At 74.1% G+C, this 25,518-nt stretch carries 15 protein-coding genes; 10 read left to right on the top strand and 5 right to left on the bottom strand.

The window, feature by feature from the left end; all coding sequences use genetic code 11:
• Positions 1 to 65: 65 nt before the first annotated feature.
• Positions 66 to 2,723, bottom strand: coding sequence for a LuxR C-terminal-related transcriptional regulator (locus tag I4Q55_RS36780; RefSeq protein ID WP_206794713.1), 2,658 nt, complete (start codon positions 2,721 to 2,723; stop codon positions 66 to 68).
• Between the two features lie 391 nt (positions 2,724 to 3,114).
• Here I4Q55_RS36780 and I4Q55_RS36775 point away from each other — a divergent pair, with 391 nt between their 5' ends.
• The gene (locus I4Q55_RS36775; RefSeq protein ID WP_206794712.1) at positions 3,115 to 5,706 is read left to right on the top strand and encodes a LuxR family transcriptional regulator; all 2,592 of its coding nucleotides are present in this window, start codon (positions 3,115 to 3,117) and stop codon (positions 5,704 to 5,706) included.
• A gap of 13 nt (positions 5,707 to 5,719) precedes the next feature.
• Here the strand turns inward: I4Q55_RS36775 and I4Q55_RS36770 are convergent, their stop codons facing one another.
• Genes I4Q55_RS36770 through I4Q55_RS36760 form a run of 3 tightly spaced genes read right to left on the bottom strand, consistent with a single transcriptional unit; the run spans position 5,720 to position 7,655 of the window.
• Complete coding sequence (locus I4Q55_RS36770; RefSeq protein ID WP_206794710.1) at positions 5,720 to 5,923, bottom strand: hypothetical protein; 204 nt, start codon at positions 5,921 to 5,923, stop codon at positions 5,720 to 5,722.
• A gap of 8 nt (positions 5,924 to 5,931) precedes the next feature.
• A complete protein-coding gene (locus I4Q55_RS36765) occupies positions 5,932 to 6,723 on the bottom strand; it encodes an ABC transporter permease (protein ID WP_206794708.1) in 792 nt (263 codons plus the stop codon).
• Positions 6,720 to 7,655 (bottom strand): ATP-binding cassette domain-containing protein, encoded by a 936-nt coding sequence (locus I4Q55_RS36760; protein ID WP_206794706.1) that lies wholly within the window; start codon positions 7,653 to 7,655, stop codon positions 6,720 to 6,722. Before I4Q55_RS36760 ends, I4Q55_RS36765 begins: the two co-directional genes overlap by 4 nt.
• A gap of 138 nt (positions 7,656 to 7,793) precedes the next feature.
• Between I4Q55_RS36760 and I4Q55_RS36755 the strand changes: the two genes are divergently transcribed.
• From I4Q55_RS36755 to I4Q55_RS36715, 9 genes are all read left to right on the top strand, one after another.
• A complete protein-coding gene (locus I4Q55_RS36755) occupies positions 7,794 to 9,041 on the top strand; it encodes a condensation domain-containing protein (RefSeq protein WP_206794704.1) in 1,248 nt (415 codons plus the stop codon).
• Complete coding sequence (locus I4Q55_RS36750) at positions 9,038 to 18,994, top strand: non-ribosomal peptide synthetase (protein WP_206794702.1); 9,957 nt, start codon at positions 9,038 to 9,040, stop codon at positions 18,992 to 18,994. The genes I4Q55_RS36755 and I4Q55_RS36750 overlap by 4 nt, the downstream gene beginning before the upstream one ends.
• On the top strand, positions 18,991 to 19,200 hold the full coding sequence (locus I4Q55_RS36745; protein ID WP_206794700.1) for an MbtH family protein: 210 nt from the start codon (positions 18,991 to 18,993) through the stop codon (positions 19,198 to 19,200). The genes I4Q55_RS36750 and I4Q55_RS36745 overlap by 4 nt, the downstream gene beginning before the upstream one ends.
• 9 nt (positions 19,201 to 19,209) lie before the next feature.
• Entirely contained in the window at positions 19,210 to 19,461 is a 252-nt protein-coding gene (locus I4Q55_RS36740) for an acyl carrier protein (protein WP_206794698.1), read from the top strand.
• Entirely contained in the window at positions 19,461 to 20,684 is a 1,224-nt protein-coding gene (locus I4Q55_RS36735; protein ID WP_206794697.1) for a beta-ketoacyl synthase, read from the top strand. The genes I4Q55_RS36740 and I4Q55_RS36735 overlap by 1 nt, the downstream gene beginning before the upstream one ends.
• Positions 20,681 to 21,661: a beta-ketoacyl synthase N-terminal-like domain-containing protein gene (locus I4Q55_RS36730; RefSeq protein ID WP_206794695.1), complete on the top strand. Its 981-nt coding sequence runs from the start codon at positions 20,681 to 20,683 to the stop codon at positions 21,659 to 21,661. Before I4Q55_RS36735 ends, I4Q55_RS36730 begins: the two co-directional genes overlap by 4 nt.
• Positions 21,658 to 22,392 (top strand): 3-oxoacyl-[acyl-carrier-protein] reductase, encoded by a 735-nt coding sequence (gene fabG / locus I4Q55_RS36725; RefSeq protein ID WP_206794693.1) that lies wholly within the window; start codon positions 21,658 to 21,660, stop codon positions 22,390 to 22,392. Before I4Q55_RS36730 ends, fabG begins: the two co-directional genes overlap by 4 nt.
• 155 nt (positions 22,393 to 22,547) lie before the next feature.
• Positions 22,548 to 23,150 carry a LuxR C-terminal-related transcriptional regulator gene (locus I4Q55_RS36720; RefSeq protein WP_206794691.1) on the top strand — a complete coding sequence of 201 codons (603 nt, stop codon included), beginning with the start codon at positions 22,548 to 22,550 and terminating at the stop codon, positions 23,148 to 23,150.
• A 115-nt stretch (positions 23,151 to 23,265) separates the two neighbouring features.
• Positions 23,266 to 23,859: a LuxR C-terminal-related transcriptional regulator gene (locus I4Q55_RS36715; protein WP_206794689.1), complete on the top strand. Its 594-nt coding sequence runs from the start codon at positions 23,266 to 23,268 to the stop codon at positions 23,857 to 23,859.
• Here I4Q55_RS36715 and I4Q55_RS36710 read toward each other — a convergent pair whose 3' ends face one another.
• Positions 23,860 to 25,485, bottom strand: a complete 1,626-nt coding sequence (locus I4Q55_RS36710) for a glycoside hydrolase family 13 protein (RefSeq protein ID WP_206794687.1) — start codon at positions 25,483 to 25,485, stop codon at positions 23,860 to 23,862.
• Between the last annotated feature and the right edge of the window lie 33 nt (positions 25,486 to 25,518).

Here is a 25,518-nt window from a genome sequence, read left to right as displayed (position 1 = left end):
ACGGTGGGGACGCCAGTATCGGCAGGGGCGGACTGGCAATCCGCAAAGAAGCGTCCGGGGGCGGCTCAGCCCCGCGCGTACTGGCCGGAGAGGATCGCGGTCGCCAGTTCCACCCGCGACCGGTAGCCGCTGCGCTGGAAGAGGCGGGACAGCCGCCCTTCGACGCTCTTCTCGCCCGTCTGCAGGAGGGTGGCGATCTGCTTGTTGCCCAGCCCCTCGGCCACGAGCACCGCGAGCAGGCGCTCGTTCTCGGCCAGCGTCGTCTGCCGGCCGGGCACCTGCACTCCGCACTGGCGCATCAGCGTCCGCGACCAGGACCGGCTCATCAGCGCGTCCATTTCGCCGAAGATGGCATAGGACTCCGAAAGCAGGGCCGGCGGCTCGCCCAGCCCGTACCGCACGAACCGTTCCAGCGCGACGGCCTGCTCCAGCGGCTGGTCGCGCAGGCGCAGCAGGCGCATCGCCGCCGTGGCCGCGGCCGGGTCGTCGTGCACCAGCGCGTGCAGGGTGAGGCGGTTGAGCTCGGCGCGCTCGGTGCCCAGGCACGTCGCCACCTGCTCGAGCTTGCGCAGGTAGTCCGGCAGGTGCTCGGTCCGGTGCGTGCGGACGCCGATGTCGGCCAGCGCGATCCACAGCAGGTCGGTCTGCGCCACGACGCCGTTCTCCTCGGCCTGGCCCACCGCCGCCCGCAGGATCGACTCGGTCCGCGCGTATTCGCCGTGCGCACGCTCGTACAGCGCCTCGGGAATCGCCAGCAGGTGCGGCATCACCGGACCGCGGGCCCGTGCCGTGGCGAGCAGCTCGCGGGCCCGCGAGAGCTTGCCGCGGCACAGCTGGATGGTCGAGGCGAGCTGGAACATGACGGTCTGCGCCGGGTCGCAGCCGTCGGGGGCGCCCGCGGCGATGTGCTTGCGGGCCAGCTCCATGGCGTCGTCGAAGCGGCCGGCGCCCACCGTGCGGATCATCCGGCTGGGCGTGCCCAGCGAGACCGGCACCTTCCGGGTGGCGTCGAGGAGCTGCTCCGCCTGTCGCAGCTCGCTCAGCGCCACGAGCGCGCCGGCCTGGGAGGCCGCTTCCGCGGACGGCCGTTCCCCGGCGCCGATCCGGCGCTCCAGCTCGGCGAGGTCGTGGTCGAACGCCGTGCGGTCGCCCAGCCACAGGTCCACGACGGAGCCGAACTGCCGGACGGCCGCCGCGACCCGCGTGCCGCCGGCATCCTCGCGGATCCGCCGCAGCAATTCGTGCGATGCCCGCCAGCGGCCGAGCAGGGCCAGCGCGTACGCGCGGACGACCAGGCCTTCGAGCGGGGTGGCGAAGGACAGCATGGGCGAAGCTCCGCCGTCGGCGATCTCCGCCAGTTCGTCCCGGCGGCCGGCCTCGGACAGGGCCCGGAGGTGCACGAAGCAGACGTCCAGGCGCTCGTCGTCCGGGATTTCCGCCGCGTGCGAGCGCAACACCGTTTCGGTGGACTCGAGTGCCTGGCCGGGATCGTCGTTGGCGGCGCTGGTGCGGGCGTGCAGCAGCAGGATCTCGGTGCGTCCGGCCGGGTCGTCGGTGAGCCTGGCCGCCGCCCGCAGCCAGGGCAGCGCCCGCCGCCCGTCGTCCGGCGCCACGGCACGGGCGTGGGCCAGCAGGTCCGCGGCGGCCCGGCCGGGGTCGACGAGCTGCCCCGCGTTGACGAGCTGGTCGGGCAGGACGTAGGGCGTGGTGCTGCGCGCCGCGCCGGACCACAGCGCCTGCACGGCGATCTGGGCGAGCCGGCGCCGCTCGTAGGGGCCCATCGCCCAGGTCAGCGCGACCGTGACCAGTGGCTGGCGGAACGCCCAGGTGTCCCGGGAGCGGGAATGGCGCAGCACGCCGGACCGGGCGAGCAGAGCCAGCTCGTGCCGGGCCTGGGCTTCGGAGGTGCCGAGTGCTTCGGCGACCAGCCGGGGGGCGGCCGGGCCGAGCAGCCGGAACACCGCGATCGCCTTGGCCGCCGCCCAGGCGGTCGCGCCCAGCCGACGGATAGCCGTGAGCAGTTCGTCCTGTTCGGACATCCGCAACGGCAGGGGCGCCCCGGTCACGTAGGCGTGCCGGTCCACCACGCGCACGATGTCGTGCGCCTGGCCGATTCGCAGGCCGGCCTCGACCAGGGCGGGCCAGCCGCGGGTGGCTCGCCACACGTCGTCGGCGAGCCGGCGTTCGGGCACCGCGCCGAGCAGGGCCGTGACGAGCGCCGGCAGCTCGGCGCGGGGCAGCGGGCGCAGGGTGATGTGGTGGAGCAGGCCGTCCCGGTGCAGCCGCGCCGCGCTCTCCTGGAAGGCCGCGCGGGTCGCGGCGGGCAGGGGCAAGGCGACGGTGCACACGCAGGCGGACTTCGTCGTGGCCAGCTGCCGGACGAGCGCGTCCAGCGAGCAGATGCCTTCGGTCGGCATCAGCTGGACGTCCTTGAGGAGCAGCAGCGTGCCCGCGGTGACGCGCAGCACCGCCGCCGCCGGGATCCGCTCCAGCAGGGCCGCCCCGGAGGGGGAGCCGGCGAACCCGAAGTCGACCACCCGCACCTGGGCGAAGGGCGGCGGGTTCTCGGTGAGGTGACGGCAAAGGGCGGCCTCGACCGCGGTGAGGTCGGCGCCGACCGGTCCGGTGAGGACGGTCAGCACCGGACGGCCGGGCGAGTGGAGCGCCTCGGCGATTTCGAGGGCGACCCGCTCGGACGGCGGGACGAATCGATCAGGCTGCACGCTTTCCGCTCTGCTTGTTCGGGAACCCCGGCCGGGCACCGGTTCGCCGGGCGGGGTGTGTCAGATTAACCGCAGTCCTCCGGAGCCCGCCAACGCCGCCGAAGCGGTTGCACCGCCCGAAGATCACTCTGGTGGGGGACCTTCGGCGCTCAGTGAATTCCGCTTGTGCCGCACCCGGTGGTCGGTATCACTCCGGAGTGTCGAGTAGGCCCCTGGCCGGGTGATGCAGGCTGTTCACGCGCACATATGCGTAATCGCCTACTTGAGGTGTGTCCCCGAATGGGGTACATCTCAGTCGACTTTCGGCCGGACGGCGTAATGGGTGTAGCCCGCTCTCGTCACCCGAGGGAGAACGGCGGCCGGCAGGTCGGCGGACGGGAGGAGGCGGTCGGTGATCCGGGACTGCGGTGCCTTGCCGGGCCGGGGTGACGAGGTCGCCGCGCTCGAAAAGGTCGCGGGACGGCCCGTTCTCGTCGTGCTCAGGGGGGCGGCCGGCGTCGGCAAGACGGCGGTGCTCGGCGCGGTGCGGGAAAAGTGGCGCGAACGTGGAATGAAAATTGTTCACGTCTGTTTTTCCGCCGGTGTTTCCGGCGAATTCGGCGTCCCGGCCGTCCTGGCCGCTTTCCGGGCGGAATTCGGCACTCGATGTGACACTCGGCTCGCTGCTGTAAACCGGCTTTGTGGCACCGGGAGTTCACCTTCCGATCCCGCGTTGTTCACCGAACTGACCCGGTTGTTCGGGGCGCTCCGGCAGAGCGGTCCCACGGCCGTGGTCTTCGACGACCTCCACGCCGTGCCCGACCCCGGCTTCACGATCGCGGCCGCGCGCTACGCCGGCTGCACCGTGCTCGCGGCCTGCCGCGACGACGAGGCCGTCGAGCCCACCGTGCTGAGCGCGTTCGCCGACCAGGTCGTCGACCTGCGGCCGCTGCCGGACTGCGCGATCGACGAGCTGATCGCCGCCCGCGGGCCGGTGGACCCCGCCGTCGGCCCGGCGCTGCGGGCCGCGCTCGGCTCCCTGCGCGGCAACCCGGGTGCCGTGCAGGCGATCCACGACGAACTCGAGCGGGCCGGCCGGCTCGTCCCGGTGCGCGGGGTGCGGTGCCTGGCCGATCCCACCGCGCCGATCGCGCTGCCGCCCGGCCACGGGCTCGTGCGGCAGGTGACACAGCTGCCCGAGCCGGCCCCGGCACTGGTCGCGCTCGCCGGCGTCGCCGGGACCATCCCGGTGGACGACGTGCTGCGCCTGGCCGAGACCGCCGGCTGGGAGCCGGCCGCCTGCGGCCGGGCCGCCGACCGGCTCGTCGCCGCCGGGCTGCTGGGCTGCGACGAGCGGGGCGAGCTGTTCGTGCCCTGCCCGGCCCTGGCCATGGCGGTGCTGGACACCCTGGGGGAGCAGCGGATGGTCGCCGGGCACCTGTTCGACGGGGTGGGAGACGGCGCGTTCGCCGCGGAGCACCTCGCCCGGCCCTGGGCCGAAGTGCGGGGCGACCCGGACGTGATCGCGCGGTGGTGCCGCGAAGCCGCCCGGGTCCGCCCCTCCGCTTCCGCTTCGGCCGCCCGGTGGTACCGCACCGCGCGGGCGCACTGCGCGGCGCACGACCCCGGCCGCGTCCCGGACCTGACGCGGTCGCTGCTGCGCCTGCTGGTGCGGATCGGCCGCCACGACTGGCTGCGCGACCTGGTCGCCGAGGTGGTCGCCGCCGGCGTGCCGGCCGGGCTGGAGTACGACCTGGCGGTGGCGGCGGCGCTGGGGGCGTTGCACACGGGTGTCCCGGTGCCCTCCGCCGTGGCGGCGGAGCTGGCGGCCGATCCGGCCGGCCGGCCCCCGCTCGAGTTCGCCGGGCACTGGTTCGACGGCCGCGAGGCCATGAGCCTCGACGGGTTCGTGGCCGCGTTCGGCGCCTTCCGGCTCGCCGGCGCGCCGGACGCCGTGCCGGTGCGCGACCAGCTCGAGATCTGGGCGGGCCGGCATGACCTGGTCTCCCTCTTCGGGTTCCTGTTCGGCGACGAATACGGCGTGCCGGAGGGCGGCCCGCTCGCGCTGTACCACCAGGTCATCACCGGCTACCACCGCGGGGAGTGGGCCGAGGTGCTGTCCGCGACCCGGGCGCTCGAGCTGAGCGGGCAGCCGACCACGCCCGTGCACTCGCAGGCGCGGCTGCTGGCGGCGGAGATCCAGGCGTGCGAGGGCGAGTTCGAGCTCGCCGCCGAATGGCTGGCCGCGGCGGGTGAGAGCACGTTCCCCGCGATCGCGACCTGGGCCGAAACCGGCCTGTTGTGGCGCAGCGGACGGCTGCGCGAAGCGGTCGACGCGGGCTGGCGCGGCTACGAAAAGGCCGCGGCGGCGGCCGAGCGGGGCAATCCCATCGGGATGCACTGGCTGCTCGTGCGGCTGACGATGCTGGAGTTCGAGGCCGGCGGCGGGGAAAAGCTGGCCGAGCTGCGGACGCTGGCCGGGAAGTGGTACCGCCGCTACGGCGGCCGCCGGCTGCAGATGGCCGACCTGATGGTCACCGGCCTGGTCGAACGCGACTTCGCGAGCGCCCGCGCCGCGGTCGAAGTGGTGCGCAACCACGACAACCAGAGCGAACTGATGCGAGCGTGCCTGATCGCCTCGGGCATCGCCGACGAGCCGCGGCCGTGGCTGCACGAGGCCTACGACATCGCCCGCCGCCTCGGCGGCGACCTGCTGCGCATGACGATCAAGGCCCGGATGCGCGAGCGCGGCGTGACCCCGCCCCGCCGTCACCTCGCCTCGGCCGACCTGTCGGCCGTCGAACTGCGCATCATCGACCTGATCCGCCAGGGCCTGACCAACCGGCAGATCGCCGGCGCGCTGCGGATCAGCGAAAAGACGGTGGAGAGCCACCTGACGCGGCTGTTCGCGAAGACGGGCTGCCGGTCGCGGCTCGACCTGGCCACCGCGAGCATCGAGGGGCGGCTGACCGTCGCGGGCCTCGACCGGAACGGAACGGCCTGACGGAGCCGCCGCGTCAGCTGCCCTGGACGACCCCGAGCAGGTCGCCGACCGACAGTGGCGCCCGGCCGCCGAGGACGACCGGGACCGCACGGTCCGCGACGGCGCCGCCGTGGGCGAAGAACTGGTCGCAGATCGCCGCGACCGGCTGTTCCGGACGGCCGAGCGCCAGCGGGTCCGGGGCGGCCGTGGTGTTCACTGTGGACTCGACGGTGTTCATGCTTCTCCTCAAGGTGTTTTCTCGGAAACCGAACGGAAAACCCGCGAAGCCGCCGTCACGACGACGGCCAGCAGGATCGTGATCGTCACGCCCGCCACCGGGACGGCGTGGACGACGGCGAGGCTGTCACCGGTGTCCGCCACCGGGTTGCCCCACAGCAGGCGGCAGGCCGTCGACACCGTGCTCACCGGGCTCCACGACGCGATCGCGTGCAGCCAGCCCGGCAGGCCGTCCGGGGGGACGAAGGCCGTCGAAACGAACGAGCCGACCACCAGGACCAGGCCCGACAGCGAGTTCACCGCCGGGGTGCTGCGGATCCACAGGCCGGCCAGGATGCCCGTCCACGACAGCAGGAACGCCAGCGCCAGCAGCAGGCCGAAGCCCGCCAGGCCCGCGACGATTCCCGTGTGGATCCGCCAGCCCAGCAGCCAGCCGACGGCCAGTGCGATGGCCATGCCCACCGCGAGCAGCAGCAGGTCGCACAGCGACTGCGCGAGCAGCACCGGGGTCCGGCCGATCGGCAGGGAGCGGAACCGGTCGACGAGCCCGCCGCGCAGGTCTTCCGCCACCGCGATCGCGCTCGTGCCGAAGCCCGCCAGCGCCACCTGGGCGCCGACGCCGGCCATGGTGAAGTCGAGGAAGCTCGTGCCGTCCGGCATCGCGATGGACTTGTTGAGCAGGTAGCCCATCACCACCACCATCGTCACCGGGGTGAGCGTGACGGCGAACAGCTCGCCGGGCGACCGGCGCAGCCGCAGCAGCCGCCGTCCGGTGAGGGCGGCGGTCTCGGTGAGGATCATGCGGCCTGCTCCTTTCCGGTGAAGGCGAGGAAGACGTCGTCGAGGGACGGCCGCCGGACAGCGAAGTCGGTCACGGCCAGGCCCGCCCGGTCGAGGGCGGCCGCCGCCGCGGCGACGGTCGCCATGCCGTCGTCCAGCGGCAGGGAGAGCCGTCCCGCCGCGGGGTCGACGTCCGACGCCGCCGGGCCGAGGGCGGCCACCGCGGCCGGGACGTCGGCCGGGTCCGCCAGGACGATGCCCAGCCATTCGCCGCCCACCTTCCGCTTCAGTTCTTCCGGGCTGCCCTCCGCGACGACCGACCCGGCGCCGAGGACGACGATCCGGTCGGCGAGCTCGTCGGCCTCTTCGAGGTACTGCGTCGTGAGCACCACGGTGATGCCGCTGTCCACCTGCTCGCGGACCTCCGTCCACAGCAGCCGGCGGCTCGCCGGGTCCAGCCCGGCGCTCGGCTCGTCGAGGAACAGCACCGCGGGCCGGGTGACCAGGCAACACGCCAGGTCGAGCCGCCGGCGCATCCCGCCCGAGTAGGTGCCCGCCCGGCGGTCCGCGGCGGCGGTGAGGCCGAACCGCTCCAGCAGCTCGTCCGCCCGGACGCGGGCGCCCCGGGTGCCCAGCCGCAGCAGCCTGCCCAGCAGGACCAGGTTCTCGCGCCCGGTGAGCTGCGCGTCGACGGCGGCGTACTGGCCGGCGAGCGCGATCCGGCGCCGGACTTCCCGCGGCTCCCGGGCGACGTCGAACCCGGCGACGCGCGCGGTCCCGCCGCCCGGCGCGAGCAGGGTCGCGAGGATCCGGACGGTGGTGGTCTTGCCGGCCCCGTTGTGGCCCAGCAGGCCCAGCACAGTCCCGGCCGGCACGTGCAGGTCGATGCCGCGCAGGGCCTCGTGGCCGGGATAACGCTTGCGCAGCTGGCAGGTCTCGACGACCGCGTCCACTTCGGACCCCTTTCCTGGCGTTGCCCGCCGATCCTCGCCGCGGCCGCACTGGCATGGCGCCAACGTCGCTTTTGCGCTTTGCCAGTGGTGCCCTGCCGATACTGGCGGCCCCACCCGCCTCCGGAGAGGAGCGCCCCGATGCCCGAAACCGCGCTACCGCTGACCGCCGCCCAGTCGGAGCTGTGGCAGCGCTGCGTCCGCGAGCCGGGCAACGCGGTGTACAACCTCGGCGGCGTCTACGACATCCACGGCCCGCTCGACCCCGCCCGGTGGACGGCGGCGGTGCGGACCGCCGTCCGGGAAGCCGAGACCCTGCGCGTGCGGTTCGTGCTCGAAGACGGCGAGACGCGCCAAGTCGTCGTGGCCGCCGAACCCGAGGTCGCGCTGCTCGAGCTGAGCCGGGACGCGGCCGAAGAGTGGATGCGGGCGGACGTCCGCACGCCCTTCGACCTGACCGCGCCGATGCTGCCCCGGTTCGCGCTGATCCGGGTCGCCCCCGAGCACCACCTGGGCTACGTGTGCGTGCACCACGTCGTGTCCGACGGCTTCAGCCAGCTCCTGCTGTTCCGGCGCATCCTCGAGATCTACGACGCCGGGCCGGAGGCGGGGAAGGGCGCGCCGCCGCCGCTGCGGCTCCTGGTCGAGGACGACGTCGCCTACCACGCGGATCCCGCCCGCCACGGAACCGACCGGGCGATGTGGGCGAGCCGCTTCCCCGGCGAGCGTGAGCCGACGACGCTGTCGAGCCGTCCGTTCGCGCCCGCGGCGGACTTCGTCCGCGAGTCCGCGCTCGTACCCGGCGAAGCCGCGCGGAAACTCAAGGCGGCCGCGTGGCACGTCCGCGCGGCCCTGCCCGGACTGCTGATCGCCGCGACGGGGGCGTACGTGCAGCGGATGGCCGGCACCCCGGACGTCCTGCTGAACCTGCTGACCACCGCCCGCACGGACGCGCGGCTGCGGCCGATCCCCGGCATGGTGGCGAACACGCTGCCGGTGCCGGTGGCGATCCGGCCGGGGATGACCCGCGCCGAGCTCGTCGCGGAGTCGGCCGCGGAGATCAAGCGGACCGTGCGGCACCAGCGCTACCGCGGCCGGAAGGTGCGCGAGCACCTGGGCCTGCCCGGCGATCCACGGCCGTTCGGCCCGACCGTGAACATCCTGCGCGTCGGCCAGGAACGGCACTTCGGCGGCTGCCGCGCGACCGTGCACGACGTGTCCACCGGCCAGGTCGACGACATCGAATTCGTCATCGGCGAAACCCCGGACGGCGGCCTGCCGGTCACCGTCATCGCCAACCCCGCGCTGTACGACCAGGACGAGGTGGCCGCGCACGCGACGCGGTTCGTGGCGTTCCTCGCCGACTTCGCCCGGGAGGGATCGCTGTGACAACCCAGGGACTGCAGGACGTCCTCCCGCTGACGCCGCTGCAGGAAGGGCTGCTCTTCCACGCCGCGCTGAGCGACCGCGGCACCGACGTCTACCACGTCCAGCTCGTCGTCGACCTCGAAGGCGACCTCGACACCGAACGGCTGCGCGCGGCCGGGCAGGCGTTGCTGGACCGGCACGCGCCGCTGCGCGCGTGCTTCCGGCGCCGCCGCTCCGGTGAGCCGGTGCAGGTCGTCCCGGCGCGCGCCCGGCTGCCTTGGCGCGAGCTCGACCTCCGCGGCCGGCCGGACGGCGAAGCGGACGCCGTCGTCGACGAGGAACGGACCCGCCCGTTCGACGTCGAAAACCCCCCGCTGCTGCGGTTCCTGCTGATCCGGCTGGACGAGAAGCGCCACCGGTTCGTCTCGACCAACCACCACGTCCTCGCCGACGGCTGGTCGATGCCCTTGATCCTGCGCGATCTCTTCGCGCACTACGCCGGCCGGCCGGTCCCGCCGGTGCCGGACTACCGCGACTACCTGAAGTGGCTGCGCGGCCAGGACCGCGCCGCGGCCGAGCAGGCCTGGCGCGAAGCCCTCGACGGCCTCGCCGAGCCGACGCTCGTCGCCGGCCCCGGCCGCCTGCGCGAGCCGAAGCTGCCCGAGGCGCTGGTCGTCGACGTGCCGGAACGGCTGACCACGGACGTCACCGCGTGGGCGCGTGCCGAAGGGCTGACCCTCAACACCGTGCTGCAGGGTTGCTGGGCGATCGTGCTCGGCGGGCTCACCGGCCGCTCCGACGTCGTGTTCGGCGCGGTCACCGCCGGACGGCCGCCGGAGGTCGCGGGCATCGCGGACATGGTCGGGCTGTTCATCAACACCCTGCCCGTCCGCGTCCGGCTCGACCCGGCCGCGACCCTCGCCGGCACCCTCGCGCGCTTGCAGCGCGAGCAGTTCGAGCTCCTGCCGCACCAGCACCTCGCGCTCGGGGAGGTCCAGCAGCAGGCCGGGCTCGGCGAGCTGTTCGACGCGGCGTTCGTCTTCGAGAGCTACCCGCTCGCCGCCGAGGGCTTCGACGGTGAGATCGCCGGGCTGCGGGCGAGCGCCGCCGAAGCCCGGGACGCCACGCACTACGCGCTCAGCCTCACCGTGGTGCCGAACCAGCGCCTGCGCCTGCGGCTGGAATACCGCGACGACGTCCTCGACGCCGGGACCGCCCGCCGCACCGCCGACCGCGTCCTCGACCTCCTGCGCACCGTGGTCGCCGAGCCGCACCGCCTCCTGGCCCGGGTTTCCCCGCTCACCGCGGCCGAGCGGGAAGCCGTGCTGGCCGCGGGCCGCGGGCCGCGGCACGAGCCGGGCCCGCCGGTCGCGGATCTGGTCGAGGCCCAGGCGGCCCGCACGCCGGACGCCGTGGCCGTCGAGCACGACGGCGTCGCGTTGACCTACCGGGAGCTGGACGTGCGGGCCAACCGGCTCGCTCACCGGCTGATCGGCGCGGGCGCCGGGCCGGAGCAGGTGGTGGCCGTCGTGCTGCCGCGCTCGGCGGACCTGGTCGTCGCCGCGCTCGCGGTCGCCAAGTCCGGCGCGGCGTACTTCCCGGTCGACCCCGGATACCCGGCCGAGCGCATCGCCGGGCTGATCGCCGACACCGAACCGGTCGTCGTGCTGCGCGACGCCGAAGCTGGTGACCACCCCGGCACCGCCCCGCCGCGCGACGTGCGGCCGGAGCACCCCGCGTACGTGATCACCACGTCCGGCTCGACCGGGCGCCCCAAGGGCGTCGTGGTGCCGGTGGGCGCGCTGGCCAACGCGATCGCCGACGTCGTGCGTACCTGCGGGCACGCCCCGGGGGACCGGGTGCTGGCCGTCGCGGCGCCGACGTTCGACATCGCGCTCGAAGAGCTGTTCGCGCCCCTGGTCGCCGGGGCCACGCTGGTCGTCGCCGGCCAGGACACCGTCCGCGACCCGGTCGCGCTGACTGCCTTGATCCGCGATGCCCGGATCACCCTGATGGACGCCGGGCCCGCGCTGTGGCACTACGTCCTGGAAGAGGACGCCGCCGCGCTCGCCGGGCTGCGGGCCATCGTCGGCGGCGAGGCGGTCGGGGCCGAGCTGGCGAACCGGCTGCGCGCGGCGACCCGCGGGGTCGTCAACTTCTACGGCCCCACCGAAACCACCATCAACGCCACCGGCTTCCGGCTGCCCGGGCACGTCGAGGAGGCGCCGCCGATCGGGCGGCCGGTCGCGAACACCGACGCCTACGTGCTCGACTCCGCCCTGCGCCCGGTGCCGCCCGGCGTCACCGGCGAGCTGTACCTCGCGGGCGCCCAGGTCGCCCGCGGCTACCTGCGCCGTCGCGGGCTCACCGCCGAGCGGTTCGTCGCCGACCCGTTCGGCCCGGCGGGGACGCGGATGTACCGCACCGGCGACCGCGTCCGCTGGACCGGCGGTGAGCTGGAGTTCCGCGGCCGCGCCGACGAGCAGGTCAAGATCCGCGGCTTCCGCATCGAGCCCGGCGAGGTCGAAGCCGTGCTCGCCGACGGCGACGGCGTCACCGGCGTGGTCGTGCTCGCCCGCGACGACGACGGCGACCGCCGCCTGGTCGCCTACGTGACCGGCACGGCGGGCGCGGACGAGCTGCGCGCGCGGGCGGCGGCCCGGCTGCCCGAGCACTGCGTGCCGTCCGCCTTCGTGGTCCTGGACGCGTTTCCGCTGACCGCCCACGGCAAGGTGGACCGCCGTGCGCTGCCCGCGCCGGACTTCTCCGGGGTGCGGGACCGCCGCGCGCGGACCTCGCTGGAACAGATCCTCTGCGGGCTGTTCGCCGAGGTGCTCAAGCTGCCGTCGGTCGGCGCCGGGGACAACTTCTTCCACCTCGGCGGGCATTCGGTCCTCGCCACCCGGCTGGCCGGGCGGATCCGCACCGTCCTGGGCACCGACCCGGGGGTCCGGACGATCTTCGAGGCCCCGACCGTGGCCGAGCTGGCGGTCCGGCTCGCCGGCGAATCCGCGGCGCGCCCCGCCCTGACGGCGATGCCGCGGCCGGAGACGGACCTGCGGCTGTCCTACGTCCAGGAACGGTTCTGGTTCATCGACGAGATCGCCGGGCGGGACGGCTCGCTGGAGATGCCGCCGGTGGCGGTCCGGCTGCGCGGCGGGCTCGACGTCGAGGCGTTTTCCGCCGCGCTGGGCGACGTCGTCGAGCGGCACGAGTCCCTGCGCACGCTGTACCCCGTCGTCGGCGGCGAACCGCGGCAGCGGATCCTGCCCGCCGCGCAAGCCCGGGAGCTGGCCCGCCTGGACGTCCGGGGCCCCGGGGAGATCGCGTCGGTGAACCGGCGCTTCGACACCACCACCGAACTGCCGGTGCGGGCGGTGCTGTTCCGCGAGGCCGCCGACGAGCACCTGTTCGTCCTGGTCCTGCACCAGATCGCCGTCGACGGCTGGTCGCTGGTGCCGCTGGCCCGCGACTTCGCCGACGCCTACCGCGCCCGCCTCGCCGGACAAGCTCCACAGTGGACACCACTGAAGGTGCAGTACGCGGACTACGCGCGGTGGCACCACTCGATCCTCGGCGAGGAGTCCGACCCGGACAGCGGAATCTCGCGTCAGCTCGCCTACTGGAAGGCTGCCTTGGCGGGACTGCCCGAGGAGCTGACGCTGCCCGCCGACCGGCCCCGGCCGGCGACGCCGACCTACCGGGGCCACGGCATCGACTTCGAGATCGACGCGGCGATCCACCGCACGCTCACCGACGTCGGCCGCCAGACCGGCACCACGGCGTTCATGATCGTGCAGGCCGCGCTCGCGGTGCTGCTGGGCAAGCTCGGCGCGGGTACGGACATCCCGCTCGGCACCGCCGTGGCCGGCCGCACCGACGAGGCGCTCGACGAGCTCATCGGCAACTTCGTCAACGTCCTCGTGCTGCGCACCGACCTCGGCGGCGACCCGACGTTCCGCGAGCTGCTGACCCGGGTCCGGCGCACCGACCTGGCCGCGTTCAGCCACCAGGACGTGCCGTTCCAGCGGGTCGTCGACGCGCTCAACCCGGTGCGCTCGGCCGCCCGGCACCCGCTGTTCCAGGTGATGCTCGAATTCGAGAACCTCGACGAGGTGCGGTTCGAGTTCGCCGGCCTGGACGCCGGGTTCGAACACCAGGCCCTCGAAGCCATGGACTACGACCTCATGTTCATCATGCGGGAGCGGCACACCGCCGACGGCGCGCCCGCGGGCATCCGGGCCTTCCTGGAAGCCGCGCTCGACCTCTTCGACCCGGAGACTGCCGACGCCATCGCCCGGCGGCTGGTCCGGCTGCTCGGCGACCTGGTCGCGGCCCCGGACCGGCCGATCAGCGCGTTCACCGTGCTGGACCCGGCCGAACGCGACCTGGTGCTGACCACGTGGAACGACACCGCGCGCGTCGAGGAGTTCGTGGACGTGCCCACCAGGGTGCGGGACTTCGTGCGGTCGGCACCCCGTGCGCTGGCGGTCGCCGACGACGACGGCGTGTGGTCCTACCGCGAGTTGTGGGCGTTCGCCTCGGGCGTGGCCGGGGCGCTGCCCGGCGGCGCGCCGGTGGCGGGGATCCTCGGTGACCCCGGCCGCGAGTTCGCCGGCTCGGTGCTCGGCGTCTGGGCCGCGGGCGGCGCGTACGTGCCGGTGGACCCGGCGGCCCCCGTGGAGCGGATCGCCGGCATGCTGACCGACGCGGGCGCGGAGCTGCTGCTGGCGCCCGAGGAGTCCCGCTCGCGGGCGGAGGAGATCGCCGCGGCCGTGCCCGGCCTGCGGGTGCTCACCGCGCGTGCGTCCACAACGGACTTCACGCCGGTGCCGCGGAAGCCGGACGACGCCGCGTACGTGCTGTTCACCTCCGGCTCGACCGGACGGCCCAAGGGCGTCGTCGTCCACGACGGCGGGATGGTGAACCACCTGCTCGCCAAGGTCGAGGACCTGGGCCTGACCGCGGCCGACACCGTGCTGCAGAACGCCCCGCTGACGTTCGACATTTCGGTGTGGCAGCTGTTCTCCGCGCTGCTGACCGGCGGCGCCGTGCGGATCGTGGGCGCCGACCTGCGGTCCGACCCGCGGCGGCTGTTCGACGTCGTCGATGCCGACGAGGTGACCGTGGTCGAGGTGGTGCCGTCGCTGCTGCGCACCGCCCTCGACGAGTGGGACCCGCGCGTGGAGCTGGCCGCCGTGCGCCGGCTGCTGGTCACCGGCGAGGCGTTCCCGCCGGACCTGCGCGACCGCTGGTTCGCCCGGTTCCCGGACATCGGCCTGGTCAACGCCTACGGCCCCACCGAGTGCTCGGACGACGTCACGCACGCCTTCCTCGGTCCCGGCGACGTCGTCCCGATCGGGCGGCCGGTGCGCAACACGCAGCTCTACGTGCTGGGCCCGGAGCTGCGGCCCGTCCCGCCGGGCGTGGTCGGCGAGCTGTACGCCGGCGGCACGGGCGTCGCCCGCGGGTACGCCGGGCGCGCCGGCGGCACCGCCGAGCGGTTCGTGGCGAACCCGTTCGGCCCGCCCGGTTCACGGCTGTACCGCACCGGCGACCGCGTCCGCTGGAACCGCGACGGCGAGCTGGAGTACTTCGGTCGCGCCGACGACCAGGTCAAGGTGCGTGGCGTGCGCATCGAGCTGGGCGAGGTCGAGGCCGCGCTGCACGCGCTGGACGGCGTCCGCGCCGCCGCCGCCGCGGTCCGGCCCGACCCCGCGGGCCAGCCGTCCCTCGTCGGCTACGTGGTGCCCATCGGCGACCTCGACGTCGACTTCGACGTTGCCGCCGCGCGCACGGCACTGGCGGGCAAGCTCCCGGTGGCGCTGGTGCCCGCGGTCCTGGTCCCGCTGCCGGAGCTGCCGGTCGACGGCAACGGCAAGATCGCCCGGCGCGCCCTGCCCGAACCGGTGTGGCCGGTGGCCGCCGTGACCGGCGGCGAGCCGAAGACGCCGCGCGAGGAGATCCTGTGCGGGCTCTTCGCGGACGTCCTGGGCAGGCCCGGGATCGGGACCGGTGACAGCTTCTTCGACCTGGGCGGGCATTCGCTGCTGGCCACCCGGCTGGTCGGCCGCGTCCGCGCGGTCTTCGGTGCCGAGCTGCCGGTTTCGGCGGTCTTCGAGGCCCCGACCGTCGCCGGGCTCGCCCGCGCGATCGAGGCCGCGGCCGCCCCGGCCCGCCCGGCACTGCGGGCGGGGGAACGGCCCGAGCGCGTCCCGCTGTCGTTCGCGCAGCAGCGGCTGTGGTTCCTCGACCAGCTCGGCGACGGCGGTGCGGCCTACCACATCCCGACCGTGGTGCGGCTGACCGGCGAGGTCGACGTCGACGCCGTCCGGGCCGCGCTCGGGGATGTCGTCGTCCGCCACGAGAGCCTGCGAACCGTCTTCCCGGAGCACGACGGCTCCCCGTACCAGCACGTCCTCGACCCCGAAGAAGCACTGGCCCGCCTGCGTTTCGACGTCGCCACCGAAGTCGCGGTGGAGCGGTTCGCCGACGAAGGGTTCGACCTGGCCGCCGACCTGCCGCTGCGCGTCCGCCTGTTCGCCCCGGGCGGCGGCGAGTACGTCCTGGCCCTGGTGCTGCACCACATCGCCGGGGACGCGTGGTCGTTCGGCCCGCTCACCGCCGACTTCACCACCGCCTACCGCGCCCGGACCGCCGGGTCGGGACCCGAGTGGCCGGACCTGCCCGTGCAGTACGCCGACTTCGCCGTGTGGCAGCGGGAAAGCCTCGGCGAGCAGTCCGATCCGGACAGTGTGGTGCGCACCCAGCTCGCCTTCTGGCGCCATGCCCTCGACGGCGCACCGGACGAGCTGGCCCTGCCGTTCGACCGCCCGCGCCCGTCCGCGCTGTCCCTGCGCGGCGACCGCGTCCCGCTCGAAGTGGACGCCGGCACCCACCGGGGCCTGACCGAGCTGGCCCGCCGCACCGGGACGACGGTGTTCATGGCCGTGCAGGCCGCGCTGGCGGTGACCCTGGCGAAACTCGGTGCGGGCACGGACATCCCGATCGGCACCGCGGTCGCCGGCCGCACCGACCGGGCCCTGGAAGACCTCGTCGGCTTCTTCGTCAACACGCTGGTCCTGCGTACCGACGTCTCGGGTGACGTGTCGTTCGAGGACCTGCTGGCCCGCGTCCGGGCGACCGACCTGGCCGCGTTCGCGCACCAGGACGTGCCCTTCGAGCTGGTCGTCGACGCGCTCGGCCCCTCGCGGTCGCTGGCGCGGAACCCGCTGTTCCAGGTCATGCTCGTGGCCCGGAACGTGCCGGACGCGGGCGACGAGCCCGACGGAGTGCACGCCGTGGTCGGCACCGTCGACACCGACACCGCGAAGTTCGACCTGCTCTTCGACTACGCCGAGCGGCACGACGACGGTGCCCCGGCCGGGCTCGCCGGATCGCTGGAGTACAGCACCGACCTGTTCGACCGCGGCACCGCCGAGCGGATCACCGCCTGGCTGACCCGGGTCCTGCGGGCCGCCGTCGCCGACCCGGCCGGCCTGATCGGCGCGCTGGAGCTGACCGGGGCCGCCGAACGCGAGCAGGTCGTGACCGGGTGGAACGCCACCGCGCACCCCACCCCGGCCGTAACCGTGCCGGAGCTGGTCCGCGCCCAGACAGTCACGACACCGGACGCGGTCGCCGCGGTCGACGAGGACGAGCAGGTCACCTACCGGGAGCTGAACGTCCGGGTGGACCGGCTCGCGAGGGCACTGGCGAGCCGCGGTGCCGGGCCGGAACGCGTGGTGGCGATCAGCTTGCCGCGGTCGGTCGGCCTGGTGGTGGCGCTGCTCGCGGTGCTGCGCACCGGTGCGGCGTTCCTGCCGATCGACCCCGACTACCCGGCCGAACGCGTCGCCCACCTCCTCGAGGACGCCCGGCCCGTGTTCGTCGTCGACGACGTCCGGCTCGACGGTGACGCTGAATTCCCCGGCCCGGTCTCGGGAGACGGCGCGGCGTACGTGATCTACACGTCGGGGTCGACCGGCAAGCCGAAGGGCGTGGTCGTCTCGCACGCGGCACTGGCCAACCGGCTGCTGTGGATGCACGAGACGTACGGACCGCCGGGCCGGGTGCTGCAGAAGACCTCGTGCGGGTTCGACGTGGCGCTGTGGGAGTTCTTCTGGCCGCTGGTCTCCGGCGGGACGCTCGTCCTCGCCCGGCCCGACGGCCACCGCGACCCGCGCTACCTCGCCGACGCCATCCGGCGGCACGGCGTCACCGACGTCCACTTCGTCCCGTCGATGCTGCGGGAGTTCCTGCCCGAAGCGGCCGGACTCACCGGGCTGCGCCGCGTGTTCTGCAGCGGCGAGGCCCTGACCCCGGCCCTGCGCGACCGGCTCCACGCGACCCTGGACGTCGAGCTCCACAACCTCTACGGTCCCACCGAGACCACGATCGAAGTCACCGCGTGGACGTCGCCACCGGGCCCGGTCGAGACCGTCCCCATCGGACGTCCATTGTGGAACACGCAGGCGTATGTCCTGGACCGCTGGCTGTGCCCGGTGCCGCCCGGCGTGGCCGGCGAGCTGTACCTCGCGGGCGCGCAGCTGGCCCGCGGCTACCAGGGCAAGCCCGGGCTGTCCGCCGAGCGGTTCGTCGCGAACCCGTTCGGGCCTCCCGGTTCCCGGATGTACCGCAGCGGTGACCGGGCCCGCTGGAACCACGACGGCGAGGTCGAGTACCTCGGCCGGGTCGACCACCAGGTCAAGGTGCGCGGCGTGCGCGTCGAGCCCGGGGAGATCGAGGCCGTCCTGCGGGGCCACGACGGCGTCTCGGACGTGGTCGTGCTGCCGCGCCCGCTCGCCGCGGGTGACCACCAGCTCGTCGCGTACGTCATCGGGGACGCCGACGCCGACGCGCTGCGGACGTACGCGGCCGAACGGCTGCCGCAGTACATGGTTCCTGCGGCCTTCGTCGCGCTCGACGCGTTCCCGGTGACCGTCAGCGGGAAGCTGGACCGGGCCGCCCTGCCCGCGCCGGATGTCACCGTCGGCAGCGGCCGCGGGCCGCGCACCGACCGGGAACGCGCGTTGTGCGCCTTGTTCGCCGAAGTCCTGGACGTGCCGTCGGCCGGGATCGACGACGACTTCTTCCACCTCGGCGGGCACTCGCTCACCGCGACCCGGCTGGTCAGCCGGATCCGCGCCACGCTGGGCGTCGAACTCGGCGTCCGCGCGCTGTTCGAACGGCCGACGGTCGCCGGCCTGGCCGAGCGCCTCGAGTGCGCCGAGGCCCGCGACAGCGCGTTCGACCCGGTGCTCCCGCTGCGGACCGGCGGGGACCTGCCGCCGCTGTTCTGCGTCCACCCGGTGGGCGCGCTGAGCTGGTGCTACTTCGGGCTCCTGCCGCACCTCGACCCGCGGCGGCCGGTCTACGGCCTCCAGGCCCGCGGCCTGGCCGGCGACGAGCCGCTGCCGGCGTCGCTGGAGGAGATGGCCGCGGACTACCTCGGCCGGATCCGGGAGATCCAGCCGGCCGGGCCGTACCACCTGCTGGGCTGGTCGTTCGGCGGGCTCGTCGCCCACCACGTCGCGGCGCTGCTGCAGCGGCAGGGCGAGGAGGTCGCGCTCCTGGTCAGCCTGGACAGCCACCCACTGGCGAGCACCGGCGAACCGGTGGGGGAGCAGGAGATCCACGAGACAATCCGGGACGCGGTCGGCGGCGCCGGGCTCTCGCCGGACTTCGGCGAAGAGCAGCTGCGGCGGCTGGTGGCGGTGTGGCGCAACAACGACGAGCTGGCGCGGAAGTTCGTGCCCGGCCGCTACGCCGGACGGCTGCTGCACTTCGCCGCCACGGACGCACCGGCCGACCCGGCCGGGGTCTGGGGACCGCACGTCGACGCCGTCGACGTCCACGCGGTCGACGCCGTCCACGCCGACCTGACCAAGCCCGGACCGCTGAAGCACATTGGCGAAATTCTCGACGCCGCACTGTTTCACTGTGCTCGAGAGTCCCGAAAGGAGCAGCGATGAGCAACCCGTTCGACGACGCCGACGGCACCTTCCACGTGCTCGTCAACGACGAAAACCAGCACTCCCTGTGGCCGGCCTTCGCCGAGGTGCCCGCCGGCTGGACGGTGGTCCTGCGCGACGCGACCCGCGAAGCCGCGCTGGCCTACGTCGAAGAGAACTGGACCGACATGCGGCCGGCGAGTCTCGTCCGCGCCATGGGTGAATAGGAGCCAGCCATGACCGAGGTGAAGGTCGAGCTCTACGACGAGCTGCGTGACCTGGTGTGCGACGTGCTCGAACTCGAGCCCGGCGAGGTCGACGGCACGAGCTCGTTCGTCGACGACCACGGCGTCGACTCGCTGTCGCTCATCGAGCTGGTGTCCCAGTGCGAAAAGCGCTACCGCATCCAGATCGCCGAGTCGCAGCTGAAGACGATGCTCACGCTCGACGGCGTCTACCAGGTCGTCACCGAGGCGGAAGCGATCTGATGAGCCGCCGGGTGGTGGTGAGCGGGCTCGGGGTCGTGTCGAGCATCGGTATCGGCCGGGCCGAGTTCGCGGACGCGCTGCGGGCGGGCCGCAGCGGCGCCCGGCCGATCAGCGTCTTCGACACCGAGGGGTTCGAGCGCACGATGGGGTGTGAGGTCGCGGGGTTCGACCCGCGGCCCTGGATCCACCGGGTGGACCCGGAGGAGCTCGGCCGGGCGAGCCGGTTCGCCGTCGCGGCGTCCCGGATGGCCGTCGAGGACGCCGGGTTCACCGAAGCCGAGCTGCGTGCCCGGCGCGGCATGATCTGCGTCGGCACCACCGACGGCGAGGCCCACGACCTGGACCGGCTGGCGGAGCTGGAGCTCGCCCACGGACCGGCGGCGATGGACCCGGTACTGGCCCGGCGCTCGCCGGCCACCCGGCTCTCCGCCACGATAGCGCAGGACCTCGCCCTGTCCGACGTGGAAGCGGTCACGGTGGCCACCGCCTGCTCGGCCGGGAACTACGCCATCGGCACCGGGTTCGACGCCGTCCGCGCGGGTGAAGCGGACTTCGCCCTGTGTGGCGGCGCGGATTCCCTGTGCCGCAAGACGTTCGCCGGGTTCTACCGGCTCGGGACGGTGGCCCCGGACTGCTGCCGCCCGTTCGACTCGGAGCGGAAGGGCATCCTCACCGGCGAGGGAGCCGGGGTGATCGTGCTGGAGACCGCGGAGTCCGCGCTGCGCCGCGGGGCCCCGATCTACGCCGAAGTGCTCGGGTACGCGCTCAACTGCGACGCCCTGCACCCCGTCGCGCCCGACCGGGCGAGCATCAAGGAGTGCATCGAGCTGGCCCTGCGGGACGCCGGGGTCGACCCGGCCGAGGTGGACCTGATCTCGGCGCACGGCACCGGCACCCCCGCGAACGACGTGACCGAAACCGGGGCGATCCGGGACGTGTACGGGGAGAAGCCGCCGCCGACCGTGTCGTTCAAGGCGATGCTCGGCCACGCGATGGGTGCCGCGAGCGCGCTGGCGGCCATCGCGTGCGGGCTGGGCATCACCCACCGGTTCATCCCGCCGACCATCAACCACCGCGAAACCGATCCGGAGTGTGCCATCGACTGCGTGCCCAACCACGCGGTCGAAGCCGAACTGAAGATCGTGCAGAACAACGGCCTCGCCTTCGGCGGCAACAACGCCGTCGTCGTCCTCGGCCGGTTCGACGAGGAGGTGACCCGGTGAACCCGGTCATCACGGCGTGGACGGCGGTCTCGCCCTACGGCATCGACCGCAACTCCTTTGTGGACGGTCTGCGCGGCGGGCGCCCGGCGGCGGTGTCCGACGGCGCGGTCCACCAGGCGGCCCTCGTGCCCGGCTTCGACGCCCGCGAGCTGCTGGGCCGGAAGGGCACCCGGTCGATGGACCGGCTCATCGGGCTCGCCGTGTGGGCCGTCGGCCACCTGACCGCCGACCGGCCCGCCGAACGCGGGGACCGCTCCGGGCTGGTGCTCGGCACCATGGGCAGCCTGCAGAGCACCATGGACTTCAGCCGCTCGTCCTTCACGGAGGCCAAGCCGTACTTCGTCGACGCGGCCCGCATGCCGAACTCGATCATGAACTCCGCCGCGGGGCAATGCGCGATCTGGCACAGCCTGACCGGGCCGAACGTGACGCTGGCCGCCGGCCGGCCGGCCGGTCTCTCGGCGCTGGCCTGCGCCCTCCGCCTGCTGCGGGCGGGCCGGGCGTCGAACGTGCTCGTCGGTGCCGTCGAGGAGTACTCCGACACGCGGTCCTGGATCGAGTCCCACAGTGCTGTCGACAGTGTTGCCGACAGCGTTGGCGGCGTGCTCGGCGAGGGCTGCGTGATGCTGCGCGTCGAGCCCGCCGGGGCGCACCCGGCGCTGGCAGAGGTGCTCGCCGTGCGGTCGCGGGTGGCTCTGCCCGGCGACCTCGAGGGCACTCTCGCGTCCTGTGTGGACGACGCGCTGGCCGGCGCGGGCGTGTCCGCGGACGACGTCGCGATCGAGTTCTGGTCCGGTGTGCCGGGCCGCGCCGACCCGGTGGCGGACCTGATCGGCGACACCGGCGCGGCGACGGCCATGTTCCAGGTCGCCGGGGTCCTGGCGACCGGCGAACCCGGTGCCGTCGCCGTCGTCGGCTCGGCCGACCGTGACGGCGCGGTGGTGTGCGCGGTGCTGCGCCTGGGCGGGCCGCGATGAGCGGGGTGGCGCTGGTCAGCGGCGGCTCGCGGGGGATCGGCCGGGCGGTCGCGCTCCGCCTGGCCCGGGACGGTTTCGATGTCGGCTTCTGCTACCGCTCCGACGAAGATGCCGCGCGCGAGGTCGAGAAGGAACTGGCCGAGCTGGGCGTGCGGGTCCTGGCCGAGCGGGTCGACGTCGCCGACGCCGAAGCGGTGCGGGCGTGGGTCGCCCGCACCGAGGCCGAGCTCGGCCCGGTCACCGCCGCGGTGACCTCCGCGGGCATCACCCGTGACCAGCCGCTGGTCCGGATGCCGGACGAGGACTGGAAAGCCGTGCTGGAGACCAATCTGGACGGTGTTTACCACGTGTGCCGCTCGGTCGTGTTCGGGATGATGAAGCGCAAGGCGGGCACGGTGATCGCGATCAGCTCGATCGCCGGCGTGCACGGCGCCGCCGGGCAGACCAACTACAGCGCCTCGAAGGCCGGCACGATCGGCTTCTGCAAGGCACTGGCCAAGGAGGTCGGGCGCTACGGCGTGCGCGTCAACGTGGTGGCACCGGGGTTCATCGACACCGACATGGTCGCCGTGCTCGACGAGCGGACCCGCGAGCGCGCACTGGCCGACATCCCGCTGCGGCGGTTCGGCACCCCGGACGACGTCGCCGACCTGGCCGGGTTCCTCGCGTCCGCGCGGGCCCGGTACATCACCGGTTCGGTGCTGCACGTCGACGGCGGGCTCATCCGGTGACCCGGGAGCCGGAGCCGTTCCGCGTTCGGCGGATCGCGGCTCCGCCCGCGCCTGAATTGCCTCCATCGCCACCTCGTTCCGCGCGGCCCGTGCCTAACGTGAGCGACGCGGCTCCGCACATCGGTGGAGCCACGGGCGAAGGGACGGTGGTCAGCATGAGGGAAGCGGCGCTGCGCCGGGGAAAACGGCTCCCGGAGCGCGTGGAGCCGGAGGCCGGGATGGCCGAGCTCGGCCGCGACCTGGTGGTCCGGCGGGTGAACGGCGCGTTCGCGGACCTGTTCGGCACCACGCCGGACGACGTGATCGGCACGCCGTTCTGCGGCTGGTTCCTGCCGGCGGTCCAGGACACGGTGCGGCGCGAGCTGGCCGGGCTGGCCCTCGGTGGACGGTTCGACGAGCGGCTCGTCGGACTGGGCCCCGGGCCGTTCCTCGCCGACGTGACGGGCCACGCCATCGACGACGACGGCGAGGCGCGCCTGGTGCTGCTGGTGCGCCCGGTGCCGTCCGGCGAGGCACCGGTGCGGCTCGCCGCGCTGGACGCGCAGATCCTGGAAGGGCTGGCGGCGGGGGAGCCGGCGGTCCGCATCGCGATGCGGCTGTACCTGAGCCGCCAGGCGGTCGACTACCGCATCGGCGCGATGTTGCGGAAGCTCGGGGCACCGAGCCGGGCCGCGCTCGTGTCGCGGGCCTACGCGGCCGGGGTACTGCGCCCGGAGCAGTGGCCGCCGCGGGTGGCGTCGCACGTGCTCGAGGACTGAGCCTCCGCACCGGGACGCCGCCGCTCGCGTGGATCGCGGGTACCGCGGCGGTCATCCCGGCTAGTTGGATGAGGACATCCGAGCAGAGGCATCCGAGTATTACGGGGTGGGTGGCATGAGCGAAGCGTGGCACGTCGCGTGCGTCGACGAAGCCTTCCGCGTGCTGACGGCCGAACCGGGGTTCGGCGAGCTGTTCGGCGCGTCGGCGTTCGAGCTGCGGCACCGGGGACTCCTCGACTTCCTGCACCCGGACTTCGCCGAAGGGCCGCGCCGCGCCTTGACCGCGCTCGCCGCGGGCGGCCGGCTCGAAGCGGCCGAACGCGTGGTGCTGCGCGGTCCGGGTGGCACGGTGGTCGCCGCCGAGCTGACCGCGCTGGCGCTGGCAGGCTCGCGGCGGGTCGTCGTGGCCGTCCGGCAGGCGGCGGACCGGCCGCAGCGGGCCCGGCAGCCGCTTTTGACGCCGCTCGAGGCCCTGGTCCTGGAGGGGCTCGCCGCGGGCGTTCCGACGACCGAGCTGGCGCGGCGGGCCCACCTGAGCCGTCAGGGCGTGGAATACCACGTCGGCGCGCTGGTCCGCCGGTTCGCGGTGCCCAACCGGACCGCACTGGTCGCCAAGGCCCACGCGACCGGCCTGTACACGGCGGAGGTGTGGCCACCGCGCGTGGACCCGCGGCTGCTGGACGGCTCGCGCAAAGCCACCGGTTCCTGATCAGCTCCCGGGCAGGAACCAGGCCGCCGAATCTGCCGCCGGACTCCCGAGCACGGCCGCACCCCAGTCGTCCGGTGCGGTGAACGGCGTGCTCCCGGTATTGACCGCGCACACCAACCTCCCGCGCCGGAAGGCCAGAACCGCGTCGTCGCCCGTGTCGAGCCACTCCACCGGGCCCGGCGCGCCGAGCCCGAGGTGCCGCCGCGCCTGGATCGCCCGGCGGTAGAAGTGCAGAGTCGACGCTTCGTCCGCCTCCTGGACGTCGACGGCGTACCGGCCGAACCACTCCGGTTGCGGCAGCCACGGCACCCCCGTGCCGAACCCGAACGCCGGGGCGTCCGCGGTCCACGGCAGCGGGACGCGGCAGCCGTCGCGGCCTTTCTCGCGGCCGCCCGTGCGGTGGAACACCGGGTCCTGGCGCGCTTCGGCGGGCAGGTCGAGGACTTCCGGCAGGCCCAGTTCTTCGCCCTGGTACAGGAAAACCGAACCGGGCAGGGCCAGCAGCAGGAGCAGCGCCGCGCGGGCCCGCCGTTCGCCGAGCTCGACGTCGACCTCGCCGCGGGGGCGCATCAGGGCCGCGAACGCGTCGTTGCTGGCGGGGGCCGGCTCGGGGCGGGTGATGCCGTAGCGGGTCACCGCCCGGTGGACGTCGTGGTTGGCCAGCGTCCACGCCCCCGGGGCGCCGGTCGCCGCGGTCCGGGCGGTGGCGCGCTCGACGGCCGCGCGCAGCGCCCGCGCGTCCCACGGCTGGACCAGCAGGTCGAACGAGAAGGCCTGGTGCAGCTCGTCCGGGCGCAGGTAGCCGTCCAGGTCGGCCGGGTCCGGCACCCAGACCTCGCCGACGAGCAGCAGGTCGCGGTCCGGGCCGTAGCCGGCCGCGAGCGCGTGCCAGCGGCGGAAGATCTCGTGCACCTCCGGCTGGTTCCAGCTGTGCGCGTTGTAGCCGCCGCCCGCCCAGTCGCGCAGGGCGGCGTCCTTGATCATCCCGTGGCAGACGTCGATGCGGAACCCGTCGACGCCGCGGTCGAACCAGAACCGCAGCACGTCGTCGAAGTACGCCAGGACCTCGGCGTTGCGCCAGTCGAAGTCCGGCTGCTCGCGGGCGAACAGGTGCAGGTACCACTGCCCGGGTGTGCCGTCGGGCTCGGTGACGCGGGTCCAGGCCGGGCCGCCGAAGACCGACTGCCAGTTGTTGGGCGGCTCGTCGCCCCGGCCGTCGCGGAAGACGAACCGCGCGCGCTCGGGGGAGCCCGGGCCGGCGGCCAGTGCCGCGGTGAACCACGGGTGCCGCTCCGAGCAGTGGTTGGGGACGAGGTCCATGAGGATCCGCAGGCCGCGGGCGTGGGCCTCGGCGACCAGGCGGTCGAACGTCTCGAGCGTGCCGTATTGCGGGTTGACGGCGTGGTAGTCGGCGATGTCGTAGCCGTGGTCCGCCTGCGGCGACGGGTAGCACGGGTTGAGCCAGACCGCGTCGGCGCCGAGGGCGGCGATGTGGCCGAGCCGCCGGATCACCCCGCCGAGGTCACCGACGCCGTCGCCGTCGCTGTCGGCGAACGACCGGACGTAGAGCTGGTACACCACCGCGTCGTCCCAGAAGGAGCGCGGGCGGGGAGAAGTCCGGGACACCCCGCGATCTTCGCACGCGCGTACCCCGGCATT

The sequence above is a fragment of the Amycolatopsis sp. MtRt-6 genome (genome assembly GCF_017308975.1).
Classification (GTDB): domain Bacteria; phylum Actinomycetota; class Actinomycetes; order Mycobacteriales; family Pseudonocardiaceae; genus Amycolatopsis.
Note: the sequence above shows the minus strand (reverse complement) of the source record. Positions and strands in the feature narration are given on the sequence as shown.

Bases quoted from the DNA above. Each gene is read 5' to 3' on its own strand.
- I4Q55_RS36770 (WP_206794710.1), bottom strand. From the start codon at position 5,923: ATGAACACCGTCGAGTCCACAGTGAACACCACGGCCGCCCCGGACCCG.
- I4Q55_RS36765 (WP_206794708.1), bottom strand. From the start codon at position 6,723: ATGATCCTCACCGAGACCGCCGCCCTCACCGGACGGCGGCTGCTGCGG.
- I4Q55_RS36755 (WP_206794704.1), top strand. From the start codon at position 7,794: ATGCCCGAAACCGCGCTACCGCTGACCGCCGCCCAGTCGGAGCTGTGG.
- I4Q55_RS36745 (WP_206794700.1), top strand. From the start codon at position 18,991: ATGAGCAACCCGTTCGACGACGCCGACGGCACCTTCCACGTGCTCGTC.
- I4Q55_RS36740 (WP_206794698.1), top strand. From the start codon at position 19,210: ATGACCGAGGTGAAGGTCGAGCTCTACGACGAGCTGCGTGACCTGGTG.
- I4Q55_RS36735 (WP_206794697.1), top strand. From the start codon at position 19,461: ATGAGCCGCCGGGTGGTGGTGAGCGGGCTCGGGGTCGTGTCGAGCATC.
- fabG (WP_206794693.1), top strand. From the start codon at position 21,658: ATGAGCGGGGTGGCGCTGGTCAGCGGCGGCTCGCGGGGGATCGGCCGG.
- I4Q55_RS36720 (WP_206794691.1), top strand. From the start codon at position 22,548: ATGAGGGAAGCGGCGCTGCGCCGGGGAAAACGGCTCCCGGAGCGCGTG.
- I4Q55_RS36715 (WP_206794689.1), top strand. From the start codon at position 23,266: ATGAGCGAAGCGTGGCACGTCGCGTGCGTCGACGAAGCCTTCCGCGTG.